This is a genomic window from Vreelandella titanicae BH1, assembly GCF_000336575.1.
Lineage (GTDB): Bacteria > Pseudomonadota > Gammaproteobacteria > Pseudomonadales > Halomonadaceae > Vreelandella > Vreelandella titanicae.
In genome coordinates this window covers 130,651-150,142 of the sequence record NZ_AOPO01000008.1, presented here as the reverse complement: position 1 = coordinate 150,142, position 19,492 = coordinate 130,651, and the positions used below count along the sequence as shown (strand labels likewise).

Below are 19,492 nucleotides of genomic sequence, written 5' to 3'. Positions count from 1 at the left end.
AAGGCATTCGACAACTATTGATACCGCCCCGGCCGCTTTGCTACATCTTCCAGCGCCCACCCTTGTATACGCAGCTCACCTTCCAGTACAGCCTCAAGCTGTGGTGTCAGGTCGGGGAAGAAGTTAAGCCCTGTGCGTGCCTCAATCTCATCGATGGTCACCAAATAGTCATCTAGCGGCTCATTGCCCCGAACGTCTTGTGGCATGATGAACGCCAACGCCAATGGTGCCTCGCTGTGGGGCGCCACTATGATCTTGTAAAAAGCCGAAGGCACTTCGACCAGCCCCACCCGGTTGAACACGTTATCCATAAAGTGTTCTGGGTAAATGGGGCCGGTAATCACCTGCAACCTTTCAAAGCGTGGCGCAAAGTGATCCATCACCGTTTCTTCTAACCGCTGCCAGAGCTGTCGGTTCAGATTGGGCCGTTGCGGAGACATATTGCTCATTAGGAAGGTATCGACCTGAGCGCTGCGCCCATGCACCGCTGCAATGGCGTAGTTTGGTGCTAAATGGCCTCGGTCGTAACCGCTACCGGCGTAGCTGTCGGTGCCTATCGGCCATAGCGTGCGCCAATCGGCTTGAAAATTTGGCCTTGGGCCGATGCTCGAGTCGTCTACTGCTTCAACCTGATAACTTACCCATAGCGGATTGACCCGCACATCGGACCAGCCTACCAAGTAGCCATCATTGCGCAGCACTCGGTGCATCGTAGTGGGGCGAAACTCCTCCCACGTTGGCACCCCCATCCAGGTGTAAGCATCTTTATGCTGGCGCTCCTGAAACTCCCACAGCCCTGTGCCAACTACCACAAAAAGCACAGCAATGCCCAGGCGTCGCCCCTGTCGACGCCAGCTCAAAAGCGATGTTCCCAACAGACTTTCCCCTTGTTAAATGCTTACATTAGCGATTTTTCATTTTCACTGCGTTCGTGAACGCTTTGCGTGTAACCAAATAATAAAGGGCTACCAACCCAAAGAGAACATGGTTTCAAGATCGTGGCGGGAGTGAACCTGCATGGCATTCAGGGTTTCTGTATCGCTGATACCTTCTACGGCGTTCAGGCGCTCAGTCACCAATTCAGCCAAGCTTTCAAAATCACGGGTGCGAGCAATGGCCACTAAGTCGTAGCGGCCGCAGGTGGAGTACACCTCGCTAATGCCCTCTACATCGGCCAAGCGCTCGGCCACGGCCTTGACCTGGCCTTTATCGGTATTGATTAAAATGACTGCGTTTTGCATGGCGCGCCCCTTAAGAGAAAATGGTCATAAAAGTAGTGTCAAAGCTGGGCAGAGTATAGCAGCGACGAGGAAGCGAGCGCAGCACCCGGCGACAGCGTGACCAATTGTCGCTATTCCAGCAGCACTATTCGCACAACCCTTATACATCCGCTAGCATGTAGTTTAAGAATAGGGTTGAAAACGGCTGGCCTAAATTGTAGTAGGTTGAAAAAAATAGTAGGTCGAAAATACAACTGATTGAAAGATGTAGCAGAGAGCTCCGGCTTATAAGACTACGCGGAGCACAAAGAGGTGGATAACCACCCAACAACGTGACCAAACGTCAGACCGTGACGATAAGGAGAAATCATGGCTAATAAGAGCCGTCGTGACTTTATGCGCAACAGCATGTTGGGTCTTGCAGCCCTTCCACTGGGAGCTGGCATTCTTTCTAAAACTGCTTTCGCCCAAGAGCTGCCGCGCCTTGATCCTTCCGCAAGCAACGCCCAAGCGCTTAACTATGTAGAAGACGCCAGTGAAGCCAGCGATCATCCCGCTTATGAAGAGGGCGAACGCTGCGATAACTGCATGTTCTTTAATGCAGACACTGAGGGTTGCCAGCTATTTCCGGAGAATAGCGTAGCACCCGCTGGCTGGTGCCAATCCTGGACTGCCCAAGCTTAAGCGTTTAAAAATTGATAGCCGTATAAGCACCTCTACCCCGCCATTTGAGCGGGGTAGTTTTGTTTAAGACACACTAGCAGCTAGGCTTTGTACGAAAACTGCCTGCGCTCAACAATACTGCGTTAAAAATCGCCTCGAAATGCTCATTTACACCCCGTAAACTCTGCTTTCTCGTTGATTTTTGCCTTGTCTAGTCTTCGCTCGCCGACTTTTCGTACAAACCCTAAGAAGCCGGGCTTTCATCCTCTACCGGCCAATGAAAACGCCGCGTTACCCGTCCCTCTTCCAAAGAGACAAGATGAACAGGGAAGCCCCATAGCTGCTGTAGATGGCGAATCACCGGATAAACACTGCGGCCTAATGGGCGGCGACTATCCTGCACGTGATGGAGTGTTAGCGAGCGATCCCCACGAATAGCCGCTTCAACCACTTGAATATTGGGTTCGCGGACAGAGAGCGCGTACTGAGTGGCAAGCGCTTCCCGAACCTGGCGGTAGCCCTGTTCGTTATGAATCGCTGCGACTTCAAGGGTCTCCACCTGATCGTCATCCACCACCAAAAACAGTTTATGGTCACGCATCACCTTCGGTGATAAAAACTGCTGAATAAACGACTCATCCTTGAAGTTGCGCATCGCAAACTCCAGCGTTTCCCGCCACGGAGTGCCTGCAATATCAGGGAACCACTCGCGATCCTCATCGGTGGGTGCGTCGCAGATCCGCTTAATATCCATAAAGATTGCGAAGCCAAGAGCATAGGGGTTAATCCCACTGAAGTGAGGATTATCAAACGCTGGCTGGTTAATGACCGCCGCGTGAGACTGCAGAAACTCCAGCATTAATCCCTCATCGACATTGCCATCGTCGTAGAGCCGGTTCATCAGCGTGTAGTGCCAAAAGCACGCCCAGCCCTCATTCATTACCTGGGTCTGCCGCTGAGGATAAAAATACTGCGCCAACTTGCGCACAATCCGCACGATTTCACGCTGCCAGGGCGCCAGCAGCGGCGCATTTTTTTCAATAAAGTAGAGCAGGTTCTCTTGAGGTTCCGGAGGATAGTGGCCGCCGCTGTGCAAGCCCAATGGGTCATCGTCAGCATGCAGGCCCCCCGTTGACAGCGGTGAATCGCTGATAGGTGCCTCAGGAATGGTACGCCAGAGCATATTCACCTGGGTTTGCAGGTAGCTTTCACGCTCCTCCTGGCGCTTCGCTTCTTCCTCGGCAGAGATCGGCGAGGGCCGCTTGTAACGGTCGACCCCATAGTTTTGTAGCGCATGGCAAGCATCCAGTAACTGCTCAACGGCCTGCACGCCGTGGCGTTCTTCACACTTGGCGATATATTTACGCGCAAACACCAGGTAATCAACAATTGAAGAGGCATCGGTCCAGGTGCGAAACAGGTAGTTCCCCTTAAAAAAGGAGTTGTGGCCGTAGCAGGCGTGAGCCATCACCAACACCTGCATCATCAGCGTATTCTCCTCCATTAAATAAGCGATGCAGGGGTCGGAATTGATCACCAGTTCATAGGCTAAGCCCATCTGGCCACGCTTGTACGCCTGCTCGACGGCTAGAAACTGCTTGCCGAACGACCAGTGGTGATAGCCCACCGGCATGCCTACACTCGCATAGGCATCCATCATCTGCTCGGTAGTGATGACTTCTATCTGATTAGGATAGGTATCTAGCCGATACTCATCAGCGAGCCTGGCCAGCTCCGCATCAAAACGCTCCAGTACACTGAAGTTCCAATCGGAGCCGGTGGCAATCGGCTTACGCTTGCGGGTCGCACTCATAGCCCCCTCCTCTACACGCGGTCACTAACCTGTATACAAGGTCACTAGGACTGGCTTAAGCGGCGCTTAAACAGTTCACGAAAGACCGGATAAATATCGCCCGCCTCCACAATTTGGCGCATGGCAAAGCGCTCGGGGAACTCTTTCACCACACTTTCGTACTCATGCCACAGTGACTGATGGTCATGGGGCGTGATCTCAACGTAGGCGTAGTATTGCAGCTGCGGCATCAACTGTTTGACCAGTAAGTCGCGGCAAATATTCGAGTCATCATCCCAGTTATCACCATCGGACGCCTGGGCCACATACAGATTCCATTGGCCAACGGGATAGCGCTTTTCGATGATTTTATTCACCAGGTTCAGCGCACTGGAAACAATCGTACCGCCGGTTTCCCGCGAGTAGAAAAACTCCTCTTCACTGACTTCCCGAGCAGCCGTATGGTGGCGCACAAAAACCAACTCGACCTTCTCGTAGTGCTTCTCCAAGAACAGATAGAGCAGCAGGAAAAACCGCTTGGCGATGTCTTTGTGGTTTTGGGTCATCGAGCCGGAGACATCCATAACGCAAAACATCACCGCTTGATTGGAAGGCTGAGGCTGTGCGCTTAGTTGGTGGTAGCGCAGGTCGTAGGTGTCAATAAACGGTACGCCCGCGATGCGCTTCTCCAGGCGCTCAATTTCGGCTTTCAGCTCGGCAATGCGGGTGGGATTACGCAGCACCGTGTCCTTGCGTTCTTCGGCCTCCAGGGCATCAATCGCCTCTCTTAACGCCCGTTTAATCGGCGCGCGCATAGCAATGCGCCGAGCATAGGCTTCGCGCATAGAGCGGGTAATGCTAATCCGCGACGGCACACCGTCCCGGGAGAGCCCCGCCCGCACCATTTTGACCTCTTCAAGCGATTTCAACGGTTTGCGCTGCAAATGGGGCAGCTCTAAACCGTCAAAAACAAACTCCAAAAACTCTTCGCGGCTCAGCGTAAAAGCGAACTCATCGACGCCTTCACCCTGATTAGAGGGGCCGCCCTCGCCTGCGCCACCACCGCCCCCCTGCCCACTGGGGCGGCGGATTTTATCACCGGCGACAAACTCTTTATTACCGGGTGAAACGATATTACGCGCCCCACCCGGACCATGCTGGAAGACCGGCTCGGAGATATCCTTTGCCGGTATCGAAACGTTCTCACCACGCTCCATATCCGTAATCGAGCGGCGGTTAACGGCCTCTTCAACCGAGCGCTTGATATGCTTACGGTAGCGCTCCAAAAAGCGCTGCCGGTTCACCGCGCTTTTATGTTTCGCGTTCGGCCTTCGATCAATAAAGTAGGTCATACGACCTCCTTAAACGCTCATCTTAAGCACACCATCCATTACTGGGACTTGCGCACGCGCAGATACCACTCGGATAGCAACCGCACCTGTTTTTCGGTGTAGCCGCGATCGACCATCCGCGCCACAAAGTCTTCGTGCTTTTTCTGATCCGAGCGAGAAGCCTTGGCATTGAACGAAATCACCGGCAACAGCTCTTCGGTATTGGCGAACATTTTGTGCTCGATAACGCCCTTGAGCTTTTCATAGGACTGCCAGCTCGGGTTCATACCGTTGTTTTGCGCCCGCGCCCGCAGCACAAAATTGACCACCTCGTGGCGGAAGTCTTTAGGATTCGAGATACCCGCGGGTTTTTCGATTTTCTCCAGCTCTTCGTTGAGCGCCTGGCGGTCTAGTAACTCGCCGGTTTCGTGGTCGCGGTATTCCTGATCCTGAATCCAGAAATCTGCGTAGGTCACATAGCGGTCAAAGATATTCTGGCCATACTCGCTGTAGGATTCGAGGTAAGCGGTCTGGATCTCCTTACCAATAAAGTCCACGTAACGAGGCGCCATATACTCTTTGATAAAGCCCAAGTAGCGCTCAAACACTTCCGATGGCAGTTGCTCGCGCTCCAACGCCTGCTCAAGCACATAAAGTAAATGGACTGGGTTAGCAGCCACCTCGGTGCTGTCGAAGTTAAATACCTTAGAGAGAATCTTGAACGCAAAGCGAGTGGAGAGACCCTGCATACCCTCGTCAACGCCTGCGGCGTCGCGGTACTCCTGAATCGACTTGGCGCGAGGGTCGGTGTCTTTCAGATTTTCACCGTCGTAAACGCGCATTTTCGAGTAAATATTGGAGTTTTCCGGCGCTTTTAGCCGTGACAGTACCGAGAACTGGGCCAACATGCGCAGCGTGTCCGGTGCGCAGGGCGCGGCGTTAAGCGAAGAGTCTTCGAGTAGTTTTTGATAGATCTTGATCTCTTCGGTAACCCGCAAACAATAAGGCACCTTGACGATATAAACCCGATCAAGGAACGCTTCGTTATTGCGATTATTGCGAAACGCCTGCCACTCCGACTCGTTGGAGTGGGCCAGAATTACACCATCAAAAGGTATCGCCCCCATGCCTTCGGTGGGGTTGTAGTTACCCTCTTGCGTCGCGGTAAGCAGTGGATGCAGCACCTTGATCGGCGCTTTGAACATCTCCACAAACTCCATCAGCCCCTGGTTAGCACGGCATAAACCGCCAGAGAAGCTGTAGGCATCCGGATCATCCTGGGAGTAAAGCTCCAATTGGCGAATATCGACTTTACCCACCAGCGACGAGATATCCTGGTTGTTCTCATCCCCCGGCTCGGTTTTGGAAATAGCGATCTGGTTAAGCCGTGATGGGTACAAACGCACTACCCGGAACTGGGAGATATCGCCGCCGTACTCATTTAGCCGTTTTGCCGCCCAGGGCGACATTACGCTGCGCAAATAGCGCTGTGGGATACCGTACTCTTTCTCGAGCAGTTCTCCGTCCTCTTCGGGTGAGAACAAGCCAAGCGGCGACTCGTAGACCGGCGAGCCTTTAATGGCATAGAACGGAATCCGCTCCATCAGCAGCTTAAGACGCTCTGCCAGCGACGACTTACCGCCGCCCACAGGGCCAAGCAGATAGAGAATCTGTTTGCGCTCTTCAAGCCCTTGAGCCGCATGGCGGAAGTAGGAGACGATTTGCTCAATGGCCTCCTCCATACCGTGAAACTCGGCAAAGGCTGGATAGCGACGAATCACTTTATTGGAAAAAATACGTGATAGACGCGGGTCTTTCGCCGTGTCGATCACTTCAGGCTCGCCTACGGCTTCCAGCATGCGCTCGGCGGCGCTGGCATAAACCTTCGGATCACGGCGACAAAGCGCCAGATACTCCTCCAGGCTCATGTCCTCTTGCTGAACGCGGGAAAAACGGTCTTGAACGTGATCAAAGATGCTCATGAAACTCTCCTGTGGCCCATCCCCAGGCAGTCACCGTCAAGCCAAATGTTTCGCAACGGCGTGCCAAACGAGGTGTCGCTTTTTTAGCGTAGTCAGCATTAGCAAAAAGTGATGACTAAAACCTTCAACGCAGCAGCGATATAGATAAGAGAATTATTCAGACGAATAGTTGCGTTAGTCCAAGCATCTCAAATAAACGCAAAGCGCTAAAGCAGTGATGTCGCTGCTTTAGGCAGCGACATCACTAGGTCAAAAGCGCCCAACAGCGGCAAAAAAGAGAGTAACTGACGGCTTTAACGCTCAAGTACCGCGCGAATATCGGCCAATAGACCATCCAGCAATTCAACGGTGGTGTTCCACGCACATACAAAACGCGCGCCACCTGCGCCAATAAAGGTATAGAAGGTCCAGCCTTTAGCTTTCAACGCTTCAATAGCGTGGGGCGGCAATTCAACGAACACGCTATTGGCTTGGGTAGGGAACATGAGCGATACGCCGGGTAGCGCTTGCAGCCCTTCCGATAGGTAGCGCGCCATCTCGTTGGCGTGCTGTGCGTTGGTTAACCAGGCACCACTTTCTAGTAGCCCTAACCACGGCGCTGAGACAAAGCGCATCTTGGAAGCCAACTGCCCTGCCTGCTTGCAGCGGTAGGAAAAATCTTCGGCTAATTCACGGTTAAAGAACAGAATCGCTTCGCCAAACGCTAAGCCGTTTTTGGTACCCGAAAAACACAGCGCATCCACTCCCACCTGCCAGGTAATTTCTGCGGGAGTGGCATTTAGACTGGCGCAAGCGTTGGCAAAGCGGGCGCCGTCCATGTGCAAGCGCAAGTCATGTTTATCGGCAATGGCACGAATCGCCATGAGCTCTTCCCGGGAGTAGAGCGTGCCCACTTCGGTGGCTTGCGTGAGCGATACCACTTTAGGTTTTGGGTAGTGAATATCGCTGCGCTTGGTGACCAGCGCCTCAATGCCTTCCGGCGTTAGCTTGCCATTGGCACCCGGAGAGGTCAGCAGCTTCGCTCCGTTAGAGAAGAACTCTGGACCGCCGCACTCGTCGGTTTCGATATGCGCCAGCTCGTGGCAAATAACGCTGTGGTAGCTGCGTCCCATTGCAGAGAGTGCCAGGGAGTTAGCGGCGGTGCCGTTGAAAACGAAGAAGACATCGCAGTCGTAGTCAAACATCTCGCGAAAGCGATCCGCGGCACGGGCTGTCCAGAGATCGTTACCGTAGGCCAAGTCATCGCAACGATTGGCTTCTAGTAGATATTCCATCGCCTCCGGGCAGATACCGGAGGTGTTATCACTGGCTAAAAAACGCGGGCTACACTCCGAGGTCATGACGACAGTCCTTTTATCTGGCGATCGAACGGCGCGAGCTGGGTGCCACTCGCGCCTTTAATATCTAGCTATTCTTAATAACTAGATTAGTCATTTAGTCTATCGCCATTTATGGGCTAACGTCACCCGCTCAACTCACCTACACAGAACTATCTCGGGACACGTCGGTGGCCGAGGGCAGGTTTCCGCGAGGGCGCTGTGAATCCGTCCATGGACGCTACTTTCGCCATCTGACCGCCATGGATGGCGGAAATGCCGGCATTGTCGGGAACATTATTCCGGCCATGGCGAAAGACCCTCGCTTCAACCTACCCTCGAACATGGTGAATGGGGATTTATGAAATTTACTCTATCCAGCCTATAGGCTAGCGGCCAATCGAGTGCCCTGCTCAATTGCCCGCTTGGCATCCAGTTCGCTAGCTTCATCCGCGCCGCCGATTATATGTACCACCGCCCGTGCGCGTTCCAACGGCGCCAGTAGATCGCGCACTGACTCCTGCCCGGCGCACACCACAATGCTATCCACGGCAAGTACTTGGTCAACGCCATCGCGGCGAATATGCAGCCCCTCGTCGTCGATTTTGAGGTATTCGCAGCCGGTGAGAGTTTTCACTCCCCGCTGCTTAAGCGATGCGCGGTGAACCCAACCGGTGGTTTTCCCCAGATACTTGCCAGGCTTGGAAGTTTTACGCTGGAGCATGACAATTTCGCGGGGAACCACTGGAGCCGTCGGCGCTTTTAAACCGCCCCGCTCGCCGACTGCCAAATCAACGCCCCACTCGTCGCACCAGTCGGCAATGTCCAAGGCTGGGTGGCCTTGGTGGGCCAGCAGTTCGGACACATCAAAACCAATACCTCCCGCGCCAATCACCGCTACTTTACGCCCAACACGCTCGGGAGATTCAATCGCTTCGGCGTAGCTCAACACCTTGCCGTGGTCGTGACCTGGAAGATTGAGTTCCCGGGGCTTAACGCCGGTGGCCATGACCACCTCATCGAAAGCGGCGAGGGTTTCTGCGCTTGCCGTAGTGTTTAGACGTACTTCTACCGCATATTTCTCCAGCATCACCCGGTAGTAGCGCAGGGTTTCATTAAACTCCTCTTTGCCGGGGATCTTACGCGCGTAGTTAAACTGCCCGCCTAGCTCACTGCGCTGTTCGAACAGCACCACGCTGTGTCCGCGGCTAGCGGCTGTCACGGCCGTTGCCAGACCCGCGGGCCCACCGCCCACCACGGCGACGCGTTTAGGGGTTTGCGCGGGCTCTATCACCAGTTCGGTTTCATGACAGGCACGGGGGTTGACCAAACAGGAGGTCAGCTTTCCGGCAAAGGTGTGATCCAGGCAGGCCTGGTTACAGGCGATACAGGTATTGATCTCTTCAGCCAAGCCCTCTTCGGCTTTGCGTATCCAGGCGGGATCTGCCAGGAAAGGCCGCGCCATGGAGACCATATCCGCGTGGCCCGCCGCCAGTACGCGCTCGGCTACCTCAGGCATATTGATACGGTTGGTGGTAATCAACGGAATCGATAGTGCTGATTTGATCCGCCGGGTCACCTCGGTAAAGGCAGCGCGGGGCACGCTGGTCACAATGGTGGGCACCCGCGCTTCGTGCCAACCGATACCGGTGTTGATCACGTTCGCCCCGGCGGCTTCGATCGCCTGGCCCAGCGTGACGACCTCTTCCCAGGTGCTGCCCTCTTCGACCAAATCAATCATCGAGAGGCGGAAGATAATCACAAATCGTTCACCCACCGCTTCGCGAACACGGCGCACGATCTCAACGGCAAAATGCATCCGGTTTTCAAACGCCCCGCCCCACTCATCGTCACGCTGGTTGGTACGCTGACAGATAAACTGATTGATCAGATAACCTTCTGACCCCATGATCTCAACGCCATCGTAGCCCGCCTGTTTGGCTAAGCTTGCGCAGCGAACGTAGTCAGCAATTTGTTGCTCAACCTCATCGCTAGAAAGTGCTCTAGGCATAAAGGGATTGATCGGCGCCTGGATAGCCGAAGGTGCTACCAAATCCGGCGAGTAGGCGTAGCGCCCGGCATGAAGAATCTGCATGCACAGATGACCGCCCTCAGCATGCACCGCGTCTGCCACCTGGCGGTGTTCTGGCAACTGCGCCTCATCAACGAGCGCGTGGGCGCCCTGGAATACGGCGCCTTCCGCATTAGGGGCAATACCGCCGGTGACGATCAGGCTAACCCCCTCCCGCGCACGCTCGGCATAAAATGCCGCTAAGCGTTCAAAGCCATTGGGCGCCTCTTCCAAATTGGTATGCATAGAGCCCATCAAAACGCGGTTGGGCAGCGTCAAATGGCCAATGGTCAGCGGGCGGAAAAGGTGCGGATAGGCGGGCGCACGGGTCATCACGGTACTCCTTGGTATTATTAGTAACAGTGTTAAAACGCATTCAAACAAGCGTATGACATACTCGCCGCAACGTACAGACCTTTACCTATCTGAATATTGCCAGGTTTGCCGTTCTCCCCCTTGCCCAGTGTGCAAATTCGCGTCACATTACCCGGCTAACGATAAGGAACCGTTGCTATGCCCTTGATGTATTTTTTGCCGCCACTCGCCACCGTGCTTATCTGGTCGGGCAATATGACCATTAATCAGCTTAGCGTAGGCGCCATCGCGCCAAGCAGTATCGCTTTTTTACGCTGGCTGCTTGCCCTTGCGGTGATGACCCCGTTTGTACTCCCTGCAGCGTTACGCCACCGCGACGAAATTCGCCGCCAGTGGCCTAAGCTAGCGCTGCTTGGACTACTCGGCATGGGCCTATGGCAAGGGCTGGCCTATGTGGCGGCAGAAACGACGACCGCTACCAACATGGGGATTCTCGCCGCCATGGTGCCGTTGTTAACGGTACTGCTGAGCGCGCTGATTCTTCGCGAGCCGCCGACCCTGGGCGGCATTGTGGGCGGCGTGCTGGCCTTCGTGGGGGTTACCGTTCTGCTAGGGCGTGGTAATCCGCTCTCGCTGCTACAGCTAGAGGTTGCCCTTGGTGATGCGCTGATGGTGGTAGCAGCCACTTGCTACGCGCTATATGGGGTGATGCTCAAACGCTGGTCGATGAATTTACCGCCCTGGGTCATGCTTTACGCCCAGGTCTGTTTTGCGGTGCTGTTCTTGTTACCGCCTTATTTGATGGGGCCAATGACACCTATTGATAGTCAGAATATCGGCCTGATTGTCTACGCGGGCATTCCTGCCTCGATCATCACCACCTTTTTGTGGATGCGCGCGGTTCGCCAGATCGGTGCCAATCAATCGAGTATTTTCATCAACCTAATGCCACTGTTTAGCGCACTGATTGCGATGGCCTTCTTGGGTGAACAAGTGGCAGGGTTCCACTTTACCGGTGGGCTGCTGATACTGGCGGGTGTCATTATGGCGCAAACGCTGACACGCCCGTTAGCACGTGGTTTAACCTCGGATAAGCCGAGCAGCGCCCGATAATGCTAGAATGGCCGTCGATTTCTAACGCTGGGAAGCCCTGATATGTCCCTGGAAGAACTGCATCTTAATCTGCGCAACCTAATGAGCGATGACTACGATCAGCTCAAGGCATTGATGGACGCCGTCTATCACGATATCGGCGGAGCATGGCCAAAGCGCACCATTGACAAATTAATTCAGGAATTCCCCGACGGCCAAATCGCGATTGAAGACGATGGCCTTCTGGTGGGCGTAGCACTCACCGTTCAGGTGGATTACGACGAATTTTCCAACCCGCATAAGTACGATGACCTGATTGGCCATCGCGAGATCATCCTCAATGACGAGAATGGCGACGCCATGTACGGGCTGGATGTGCTGATTCACCCAGATTACCGCGGTTATCGCCTGGGCCGCCGCCTTTATGAAGCGCGTAAAGAGCTATGTCGCTCAATGAACCTACGGGCGATTTTAGCCGGTGGGCGTATTCCTGAGTATCACCAGCACGCCGATGAACTCACGCCTGCCCAATACATTGATAAAGTCTCGCGCAAAGAGATCTACGACCCGATTCTGTCTTTCCAGCAGGCCAACGATTTTCAGGTAAAGCGCCTACTGCGCAAATACCTGCCTGAAGATGAGCAGTCGCGCGGTTACGCCACCCTATTGGAGTGGAACAACATTTTGTTTGAGCCCGCTGCCAGTGTGCTCGACAACAAACCGACCCAAGTACGGGTGGGTGCGGTGCAGTGGCAGATGCGTGAGTTTTCATCGGTGGAAGCCGCGCTTCAGCAGATCGAGTACTTCGTAGACGCGCTCTCCGACTATCAAAGTGACTTTGCCGTTTTCCCAGAGTTGTTCAACGCGCCGTTGATGGGCCTCCAAGACCGCGCCGCCCAGCAGGATCAAATGGGCGCGATTCGCTTTTTGGCCGGCTTCACCGAGCGTTTTAAGTCTGAACTGTCACGTATGGCGGTCTCCTACAATATCAATATTGTCGGCGGCTCGATGATTGAAGTAGGTGACGATGACCGACTCTACAATATCGCCTACCTCTTCCACCGTGACGGCACCGTTGAGCGCCAGGCCAAGCTGCATATTACACCTCAAGAGCGTCGCGACTGGGTGATCGAGGGCGGCGATGAGCTACAGGTGTTCGATACCGACGCTGGCCGCGTGGGCATACTGATCTGCTACGACGTGGAGTTTCCGGAACTGGGCCGACTGCTGGCCGACCAGGATATGGACATTCTGTTTGTGCCCTTCTGGACCGACACCAAAAACGGTTACCTGCGCGTGCGCCATTGCAGTCAAGCGCGGGCGATCGAAAATGAGTGCTACGTGGTGCTCTGCGGCAGCGTCGGCAACCTGCCTTCGATTGAAAACTTGGATATCCAGTACGCCCAATCAGCGGTGTTCTCGCCGTCTGACTTCGCGTTCCCCCACGATGCGGTACTGGCGGAAACTACTCCCAATACCGAGATGATCTTCTTCTCGGACTTGGACCTCACTCGCCTAACGGTAGTACGTGCCGAAGGTTCGGTGACCAACCTTAAAGACCGCCGCAAGGATCTGTTTGACCTACGCTGGCGCGACTGGTCGTGGAAATCAGGTGCCAATCTGGAGGATTGAGGGGTTAAATGTGGGGAAAAGTGAGGCGTTAAATGTGAGGAGTGAGGTGTAAAGCGCATCACCAACGCCCGTCACAGATACGCATTCATCAAAAGCATTCGTAAATACGATAATGCCGCCCAAGTTGGGCGACATTATCGTTTCTAAAAGTGCCTTAAACGGTTAATCAGGCCAAACAAGGTGCGCGGGCACTCGTCCTTTGGCATCGAACAACACCCCCTCATCGCGTAATTTGCGGTGCTGGCGTTCGGCGCCGCCGTGATCGGCAAGCTTCAAAGACGATGCGATCACGCGATGCCAAGGCAACTGGTGGCCATCCGGCAGGTGGCGCATTGCCGAACCTACCATGCGTGGGGTAGCACCTTCGGTCATGGCGGCAATGCGGCCATAGGTCGTCACCCGGCCCGGCGGAATTTGATCGACAATAGTGTAAATCTGTTCGAGTAATTCCGGCCGAGCCATGTGACTATCCTTTTATTTCTTGAGGGCGCTTCTGAATGTGCTTAAAGCCCCTCAACCAGTTGATCGATCGCTTGGAAAGCTTCTTTTATTGCAGCTTCGCGCTGCTGCTCACCCAAATTCAGCCCTTCAGCATAGACCACGTCAACCTCTTTAATTCCCATCAGCCCCAGCATGGCTTTCAGGTGTGGTGTTTGGCTGTCAAATTCCGTACCCGCGTACTGACCACCCCGCGCGGCCAGAATAATCGCTCGCTTGCCTTCTACCAACCCTTGCGGGCCGTTTTCGGTATAGCGGAACGTTTCACCGGCACGCAGAACACGGTCAAACCACGCCTTCAGCTGTGAAGGAATACCCAGGTTATACATCGGTACCGCAATGACCAGCACATCATTGGCGCGTAGCTCAGCCAGCAGTTCGTCCGAGCGCGCGGCTAACGCCTGCTGCTCAGCGGTACGCTCTGCGGCCGCCACCTGCCAAGCCCCCAGTTCGCTAATATCCAGGTGAGGGAGCGAGGTTTTCACCACGTCACGCTGAGTAACGTTTACATCGTTGCGGGTGCTCGCCTGCTCAATAAAGCGATTAGCCAACGCAATGGATTGGCCGTTTTCAGCCAGAATCGAAGAGGTAATTACCAGGGCACGAGTCGTCATTGAAAGCTCCAAAATGTACAGGGAAGGATTGGAAGCTATTCTACGGCGCTTTCCAAGAAGCAAAAGCGCAACGTTTTACGACTTGTATTCGATTAAATCGAATCATGTGACGGCCAATAAAAAGCCCCGCGACGCAAAATGCGAGGCGGGGCGCAGCTAGTGGTTTAAATGGCTATAGCTCGTTTACTTAAGCTTGATTACTTCTTGGGCCAGGCCTTGGGATCGACTTTATTAACCAGCTTGGGAAAAAGGCTGGGATCAAACACAGGCTCTTTGCCCGCTTTCAACTGCGCTTCGTAGTCGCGGAAGAGTGCGAAAGCTACTGGCGAGAGAAGCAGAATAGCGACCAGGTTAATAATAGCCATCATACCCATAGAGAGGTCGGCGAAGTTCCAAATCGCCCCCAGGCTTGCCACCGAGCCAATCATAATCATCGCCAGCACCGCTAAGCGGTAAATAAACACGGCAACCGGGGCGCGGCGCCCGGCCAGATACTCAATGTTGGACTCGCCGTAGGAGTAGTTGGCAATCACCGAGGTAAACGCAAACAGCAGAATCGCCACCGCGATAAACATACCGCCCCAATCGCCCACATGGCTGGAAAGCGCCATTTGGGTCAACTGAATGCCGTTGTTCTCATCGCCCGCCATCAGCTCCGGCCCCGCCATAATGATGATGGCCGCCGTGGCCGTACAGATCACTAGGGTATCCAGAAACACCCCGAGCATCTGAATAAAGCCCTGGGCAGCAGGATGATCTGGCCGCGTAGAGGCCGTGGCCGCGGCATTGGGCGCTGAGCCCATCCCCGCTTCATTGGAAAACAGCCCGCGCTGAATGCCGTTCATAATCGCCTGGGATACCGCGTAGCCTACTGCCCCACCGGCCGCCTGCTCAAAGCCAAATGCACTGCGCACAATGGTCATGATCGCTGCGGGCAAGTCACTGATATTCAACCCGACTACCACCAGCGCCAGAATTAAGTAGAGCAGCGCCATGAGCGGAACCACCAGTTCAGCCACCTTGGCAATCGACTTCAAACCGCCGAAGATGATCGGCGCCACAACAGCCATCAAAACTAACCCCATGGCCCAGGTGGGAATGGCGAACGCCTGTTCCATGGCCTGGGCGATAGAGTTGGCCTGAACGCTGTTGAACGCTAACCCAAAGGCAATGATCAAACAGATAGAGAACAGCACAGCCAGCCAGCGCAAGCCCAAACCACGCTCAATATAACGCGCAGGGCCGCCGCGGAAGGTGTTGTCGCCGTGGTCTGTTTTGTACGCCTGAGCCAGGGTGGACTCCACAAAACTGGTCGCCATCCCAACCATTGCGGTCATCCACATCCAGAAAATGGCCCCAGGGCCACCAAAATAAATAGCCACCGCGACACCCGCCAGGTTACCGGTACCGACTCGGGCCGCCAGACTGGTTGAGAGCGCTTGAAACGAAGAGATACCGCCGTTTGATTGTCGGGAGCTGCCCAGCAGCTTAAACATATGGCCGAAATAGCGCAGCTGAATACCGCGTGTCATCACAGTAAAATAGAGACCCGCGCCAATCAGCAGATAAATCAGCACGCTGCCCCAGAGCAAGCCGTTGCCGCGATCCACCAGCGATGTCAGCAACGGAGGGAGAGTAAAGTCCATGAAGATCACGCCTTTTTAAACAATGAAAGCGCATCATTTTTCACGGCTGCACCAAAATGGCAAGGAAATTGGTGAAAAGACTTTAAAACAGCAATAACCACTTATCACATTGAATCGCAAAGCCCCCGCCATACCAGCTCGGATTCGTCGCTAACGTGGCGCCGGCTAGGGCGAACCAACCAGAAGCGCTCATCGCTGGGCACACTGAGCTCAAAAGGCGCCACCAAATCGCTACGCTGCTCCATTAAGCGTCGGTGAGTTAACGCAACGCCACCGCCCTGGCTAGCAAGCGCCAGTGTCATCACCTGGTTATCGCAAGTGAGCGACCAGCACTGCGCTTCCAGGTGAGCAACCCCCGCTTCCTGCAGCCACCCCGGCCACCCCACGCCAAAACCGACAGCGTGCAGCAGCGTATGCCCAGCCAGATCGCTCGGCGCAGTAAGCGTGTTCGCTAACGCCTGCGAGCAAACGGGCAGCAGTTGCTCTTCGCCTAGCGGCTGCATTTCAACGCCCGTCCACTCCCCTTTGCCATAGCGAATCTCGATATCCGCCCCTTCGGGGCCAAAGTCATCGGGCCAGATAGCACTTACTACACGAATCGACACCTGGGGATGAGCCCGGTGGAAGGCAATTAAACGCGGCGCCAGCCACGACTGCTGAATAACCGGCGTGGCACGCAGCGTCACTGGCTGCTCAGAGGTGCTGCCAAAGACCTCCAGGGTGCCCTCACTAATACGCACAAACGCATCGTGAATGCTCGGCAGCCACGCCTGCCCAGCGGGGGTAAGCGTTAAGCTGCGTGCATGACGAACAAAGAGCTTTTGCCCCACCCGGTCTTCCAGCAGCCTGACGCGCTGGCTGATGGCCGCTTGGGTAACCCCAAGCTCATTGCCTGCAGCGGTAAAGCTTAAGGTACGCGCCGCAGATTCAAAGGCTTGTAGCCATAACAATGGCGGTAATTGGCTCATGAAAAAGAGACCTATAAATTAAATGATGTCTTAGGGGTCAGATTAATCGTTTGTCACTGCTGCGGCTACTCCGCATCCTGGTTGGCACAAACGCACACCCCTACGTAATGCCACAGAGGGAGCGAATCGGAGTTTTAATGAACAGCACAGCAGAGACCACCTTAACGCCCCCCCATGCAAACACCCCTGAGATGGGCGAATTAAGTCCTTATCAAGCGGGCCCGGTACTCACTCAAGCGACGCTTGCCCACAATGGCATTGCCCTTGAGTGGCTAGATGGTCAAAAAACCACTCTGCCCCTGCTCTGGCTGCGCGACCACTGCGCCTGCCCGGCCTGCCGGCATCCGCAGACCCGGGAAAGGCTCTACCTGCCGCTTGAACCCATCACTGAGCCACCCAGCGTTGCTCTGCTAGATGGGCACTTACACCTGCAATGGCAAGATGGTCATGTCAGTGCCTTTCATAGCGGCTGGCTTTACCAGCGCCGCCCGGAAGCCGAGCTGACTTCTGCGGTACCCAACGCTAAGCCTTGGGTCGATAACTTCACTCCCGAGCACATCAGCCATAGCGATTTTTTAACCCCTCTAGGCGAGAAAGCCTGGCTAACCGCCATGCTACGCGACGGGCTGGCACTGATTACCGACGGCCCATTGGTAGAAGAGGAAGTAAGCCGCTTAGCTGAACGTATTGGCCCCCTGCGCGCCACCAACTTTGGCGCCCGCTTTGATGTGCGCTCCAAACCCAATCCCAACAACGCGGCTTATACCGCGGTAGGGTTGCCATTGCATATCGATTTACCCAACTGGCGCCAACCGCCAGACATTCAGTTGCTCTACTGCCTGCAAAACGGTGCCAGCGGCGGCGAATCGTTATTTGCTGATGGCGCTCGGGTCGTAGAAGCTCTGCGCCAGGAGTCTCCAGAAGCGCTGACGATTCTTAGCGAAACACCGATTGATTTTCGCTTTCAGGATGAAACCCACGATATTTCAATGCGGGCACCGGTGATCACTCTGGATAGCGCAGGCAATCTGGTTGAGATGCGCCTGAATAACTGGATTCGCGATGCCCTTCACCTACCAGTAGAGCAGATGGACGCCTGGTACAGCGCCTACGCTCTATTGTGGAAGCTGTTCCACAGCGAAGCGCACCAGCTAGAGTTCACCCTTCGCCCTGGTCAAATGGTCGCTTTTGATAATCGTCGCGTACTCCACGGACGGCGCGAGTTCGATCCCAACAGCGGCGCACGCCATTTACAGGGCACCTATTTAGACCGCGACATGCTGGCTTCACGCCTCCGCGTGCTGGCCCGTAACGTTTAGCGGTATTCAATAATCACTGTTTAACAACAACACCTATCAGACAAAAACCTAGCAAGGAGATCCTATGACACACCTCAAGCCTCTCGCCTCAGGCATTGCCCTCGCCACTACCGCGCTATTTGCCTCGGCGGCTCACGCCGACGACCAAACCCTCGATTTCGGTGTGCCCGCCTGGCCCGGCATTACAGTAAAAACGGCTATCGCCGAACAGCTATTAAACCCACTCGGCTACGAAACCAGCACCCAGGAAATCGGCCTACAGGTGATTTACCAGGGTATCGAAAGCGGCGATATCGACGCCTTTCTAGGGGCTTGGCTGCCCGCCCAGCGTGAGATGTTCAATCCCCGCAAGGAGTCGGGTGTACTGATTGACGTGGCGAATAACGTCGATGGTGCGCAAATGACCCTGGCGGTGCCGGAATATCTGTATGAGAGTGGCATTCAGAGCTTTGCTGATCTAGACGAAAATCGCGAGCAGTTCGAGGGTGAAATCTATGGCTTCGGCGCAGGCTCTGCTGCCAGTGAGATTCTTCACAACGCCATTGACAACGACACCTGGGGTCTAGGTGACTGGCAGGTAGTCGATACCAGTGAAGTGGGCATGCTTTCCGCTGCACGTGACGCCATCTCCCGTGAGGAACCGATTGTCTGGGTAGGCTGGACGCCCCACTGGATGAACCTTGAGCTGCCCATGCGCTACCTGGAAGATCCTGAAGACCTGTTCGGTGAGAACAACGGTGAAAGCGATGTGTTGACGCTGCTGCGCAGTGACTACGCTGAAGCCACCCCCAACGTAGTGACGTTCTTTGAGCAGTTTACCTTTTCGGCTGAAGAGCAGAGCTGGATGATCCAGGCGTTTGGCCAGGAAGAGCAAGACCTTGCCGACGTCGCCGAACAGTGGATCAACGACCACCCAGAACGCATTGAAGCAATGTTGGCAGACGTCACCACCACTGACGGCGACCCCGCTTGGCCGGTCATTGAAGCCCAGCTCAACAACTAATAAACCGCTGATTAACAACTGCACTTAATG

The 19,492-nt window shown here is 54.8% G+C and carries 17 protein-coding genes; 6 read left to right on the top strand and 11 right to left on the bottom strand.

What is annotated here, in order from left to right; translation table 11 throughout:
- Window positions 1–14: 14 nt before the first annotated feature.
- On the bottom strand, window positions 15–860 hold the full coding sequence (locus HALTITAN_RS15380) for a DNA/RNA non-specific endonuclease (protein WP_039859681.1): 846 nt from the start codon (window positions 858–860) through the stop codon (window positions 15–17).
- A gap of 105 nt (window positions 861–965) precedes the next feature.
- A complete protein-coding gene (locus tag HALTITAN_RS15375) occupies window positions 966–1,241 on the bottom strand; it encodes an Lrp/AsnC family transcriptional regulator (protein WP_008958975.1) in 276 nt (91 codons plus the stop codon).
- Window positions 1,242–1,589: 348 nt separating this feature from the next.
- On the opposite strand from HALTITAN_RS15375, the gene HALTITAN_RS15370 reads away from it, so the two are divergent.
- On the top strand, window positions 1,590–1,904 hold the full coding sequence (locus HALTITAN_RS15370) for a high-potential iron-sulfur protein (RefSeq protein WP_022522716.1): 315 nt from the start codon (window positions 1,590–1,592) through the stop codon (window positions 1,902–1,904).
- Between the two features lie 223 nt (window positions 1,905–2,127).
- Here HALTITAN_RS15370 and HALTITAN_RS15365 read toward each other — a convergent pair whose 3' ends face one another.
- From HALTITAN_RS15365 to HALTITAN_RS15350, 4 genes are all read right to left on the bottom strand, one after another.
- Window positions 2,128–3,696 (bottom strand): SpoVR family protein, encoded by a 1,569-nt coding sequence (locus HALTITAN_RS15365; protein ID WP_009287656.1) that lies wholly within the window; start codon window positions 3,694–3,696, stop codon window positions 2,128–2,130.
- Between the two features lie 44 nt (window positions 3,697–3,740).
- Window positions 3,741–5,027, bottom strand: a complete 1,287-nt coding sequence (locus HALTITAN_RS15360) for a YeaH/YhbH family protein (protein WP_009287655.1) — start codon at window positions 5,025–5,027, stop codon at window positions 3,741–3,743.
- Window positions 5,028–5,065: 38 nt separating this feature from the next.
- A complete protein-coding gene (locus HALTITAN_RS15355) occupies window positions 5,066–6,988 on the bottom strand; it encodes a PrkA family serine protein kinase (protein WP_009287654.1) in 1,923 nt (640 codons plus the stop codon).
- Between the two features lie 293 nt (window positions 6,989–7,281).
- Window positions 7,282–8,328 (bottom strand): threonine aldolase family protein, encoded by a 1,047-nt coding sequence (locus HALTITAN_RS15350; protein ID WP_009287653.1) that lies wholly within the window; start codon window positions 8,326–8,328, stop codon window positions 7,282–7,284.
- Window positions 8,329–8,495: 167 nt separating this feature from the next.
- Between HALTITAN_RS15350 and HALTITAN_RS25595 the strand changes: the two genes are divergently transcribed.
- Window positions 8,496–8,669 (top strand): hypothetical protein, encoded by a 174-nt coding sequence (locus HALTITAN_RS25595; protein WP_161609185.1) that lies wholly within the window; start codon window positions 8,496–8,498, stop codon window positions 8,667–8,669.
- Between the two features lie 17 nt (window positions 8,670–8,686).
- Here HALTITAN_RS25595 and HALTITAN_RS15345 read toward each other — a convergent pair whose 3' ends face one another.
- Complete coding sequence (locus tag HALTITAN_RS15345) at window positions 8,687–10,708, bottom strand: NADPH-dependent 2,4-dienoyl-CoA reductase (RefSeq protein ID WP_039859679.1); 2,022 nt, start codon at window positions 10,706–10,708, stop codon at window positions 8,687–8,689.
- Window positions 10,709–10,888: 180 nt separating this feature from the next.
- Between HALTITAN_RS15345 and HALTITAN_RS15340 the strand changes: the two genes are divergently transcribed.
- Window positions 10,889–11,803 (top strand): DMT family transporter, encoded by a 915-nt coding sequence (locus tag HALTITAN_RS15340; RefSeq protein WP_009287651.1) that lies wholly within the window; start codon window positions 10,889–10,891, stop codon window positions 11,801–11,803.
- Window positions 11,804–11,845: 42 nt separating this feature from the next.
- On the top strand, window positions 11,846–13,414 hold the full coding sequence (locus HALTITAN_RS15335; RefSeq protein WP_009287650.1) for a bifunctional GNAT family N-acetyltransferase/carbon-nitrogen hydrolase family protein: 1,569 nt from the start codon (window positions 11,846–11,848) through the stop codon (window positions 13,412–13,414).
- 162 nt (window positions 13,415–13,576) lie between these two features.
- On the opposite strand, the gene HALTITAN_RS15330 is transcribed toward HALTITAN_RS15335, so the two are convergent.
- The 4 genes from HALTITAN_RS15330 to HALTITAN_RS15315 form a co-directional block, all read right to left on the bottom strand.
- Window positions 13,577–13,876: an MGMT family protein gene (locus HALTITAN_RS15330; protein ID WP_022522712.1), complete on the bottom strand. Its 300-nt coding sequence runs from the start codon at window positions 13,874–13,876 to the stop codon at window positions 13,577–13,579.
- Window positions 13,877–13,917: 41 nt separating this feature from the next.
- Window positions 13,918–14,526, bottom strand: a complete 609-nt coding sequence (locus HALTITAN_RS15325; protein WP_039859677.1) for an FMN-dependent NADH-azoreductase — start codon at window positions 14,524–14,526, stop codon at window positions 13,918–13,920.
- A 197-nt stretch (window positions 14,527–14,723) separates the two neighbouring features.
- On the bottom strand, window positions 14,724–16,172 hold the full coding sequence (locus tag HALTITAN_RS15320; RefSeq protein WP_022522710.1) for an alanine/glycine:cation symporter family protein: 1,449 nt from the start codon (window positions 16,170–16,172) through the stop codon (window positions 14,724–14,726).
- A 104-nt stretch (window positions 16,173–16,276) separates the two neighbouring features.
- Window positions 16,277–17,140: a LysR substrate-binding domain-containing protein gene (locus HALTITAN_RS15315; RefSeq protein WP_009287648.1), complete on the bottom strand. Its 864-nt coding sequence runs from the start codon at window positions 17,138–17,140 to the stop codon at window positions 16,277–16,279.
- A 137-nt stretch (window positions 17,141–17,277) separates the two neighbouring features.
- On the opposite strand from HALTITAN_RS15315, the gene HALTITAN_RS15310 reads away from it, so the two are divergent.
- Both HALTITAN_RS15310 and HALTITAN_RS15305 read left to right on the top strand, forming a co-directional pair.
- On the top strand, window positions 17,278–18,459 hold the full coding sequence (locus tag HALTITAN_RS15310; RefSeq protein WP_022522708.1) for a TauD/TfdA family dioxygenase: 1,182 nt from the start codon (window positions 17,278–17,280) through the stop codon (window positions 18,457–18,459).
- A gap of 64 nt (window positions 18,460–18,523) precedes the next feature.
- Window positions 18,524–19,462, top strand: a complete 939-nt coding sequence (locus tag HALTITAN_RS15305; RefSeq protein ID WP_009287646.1) for an ABC transporter substrate-binding protein — start codon at window positions 18,524–18,526, stop codon at window positions 19,460–19,462.
- The last annotated feature ends 30 nt before the right edge of the window (window positions 19,463–19,492 follow it).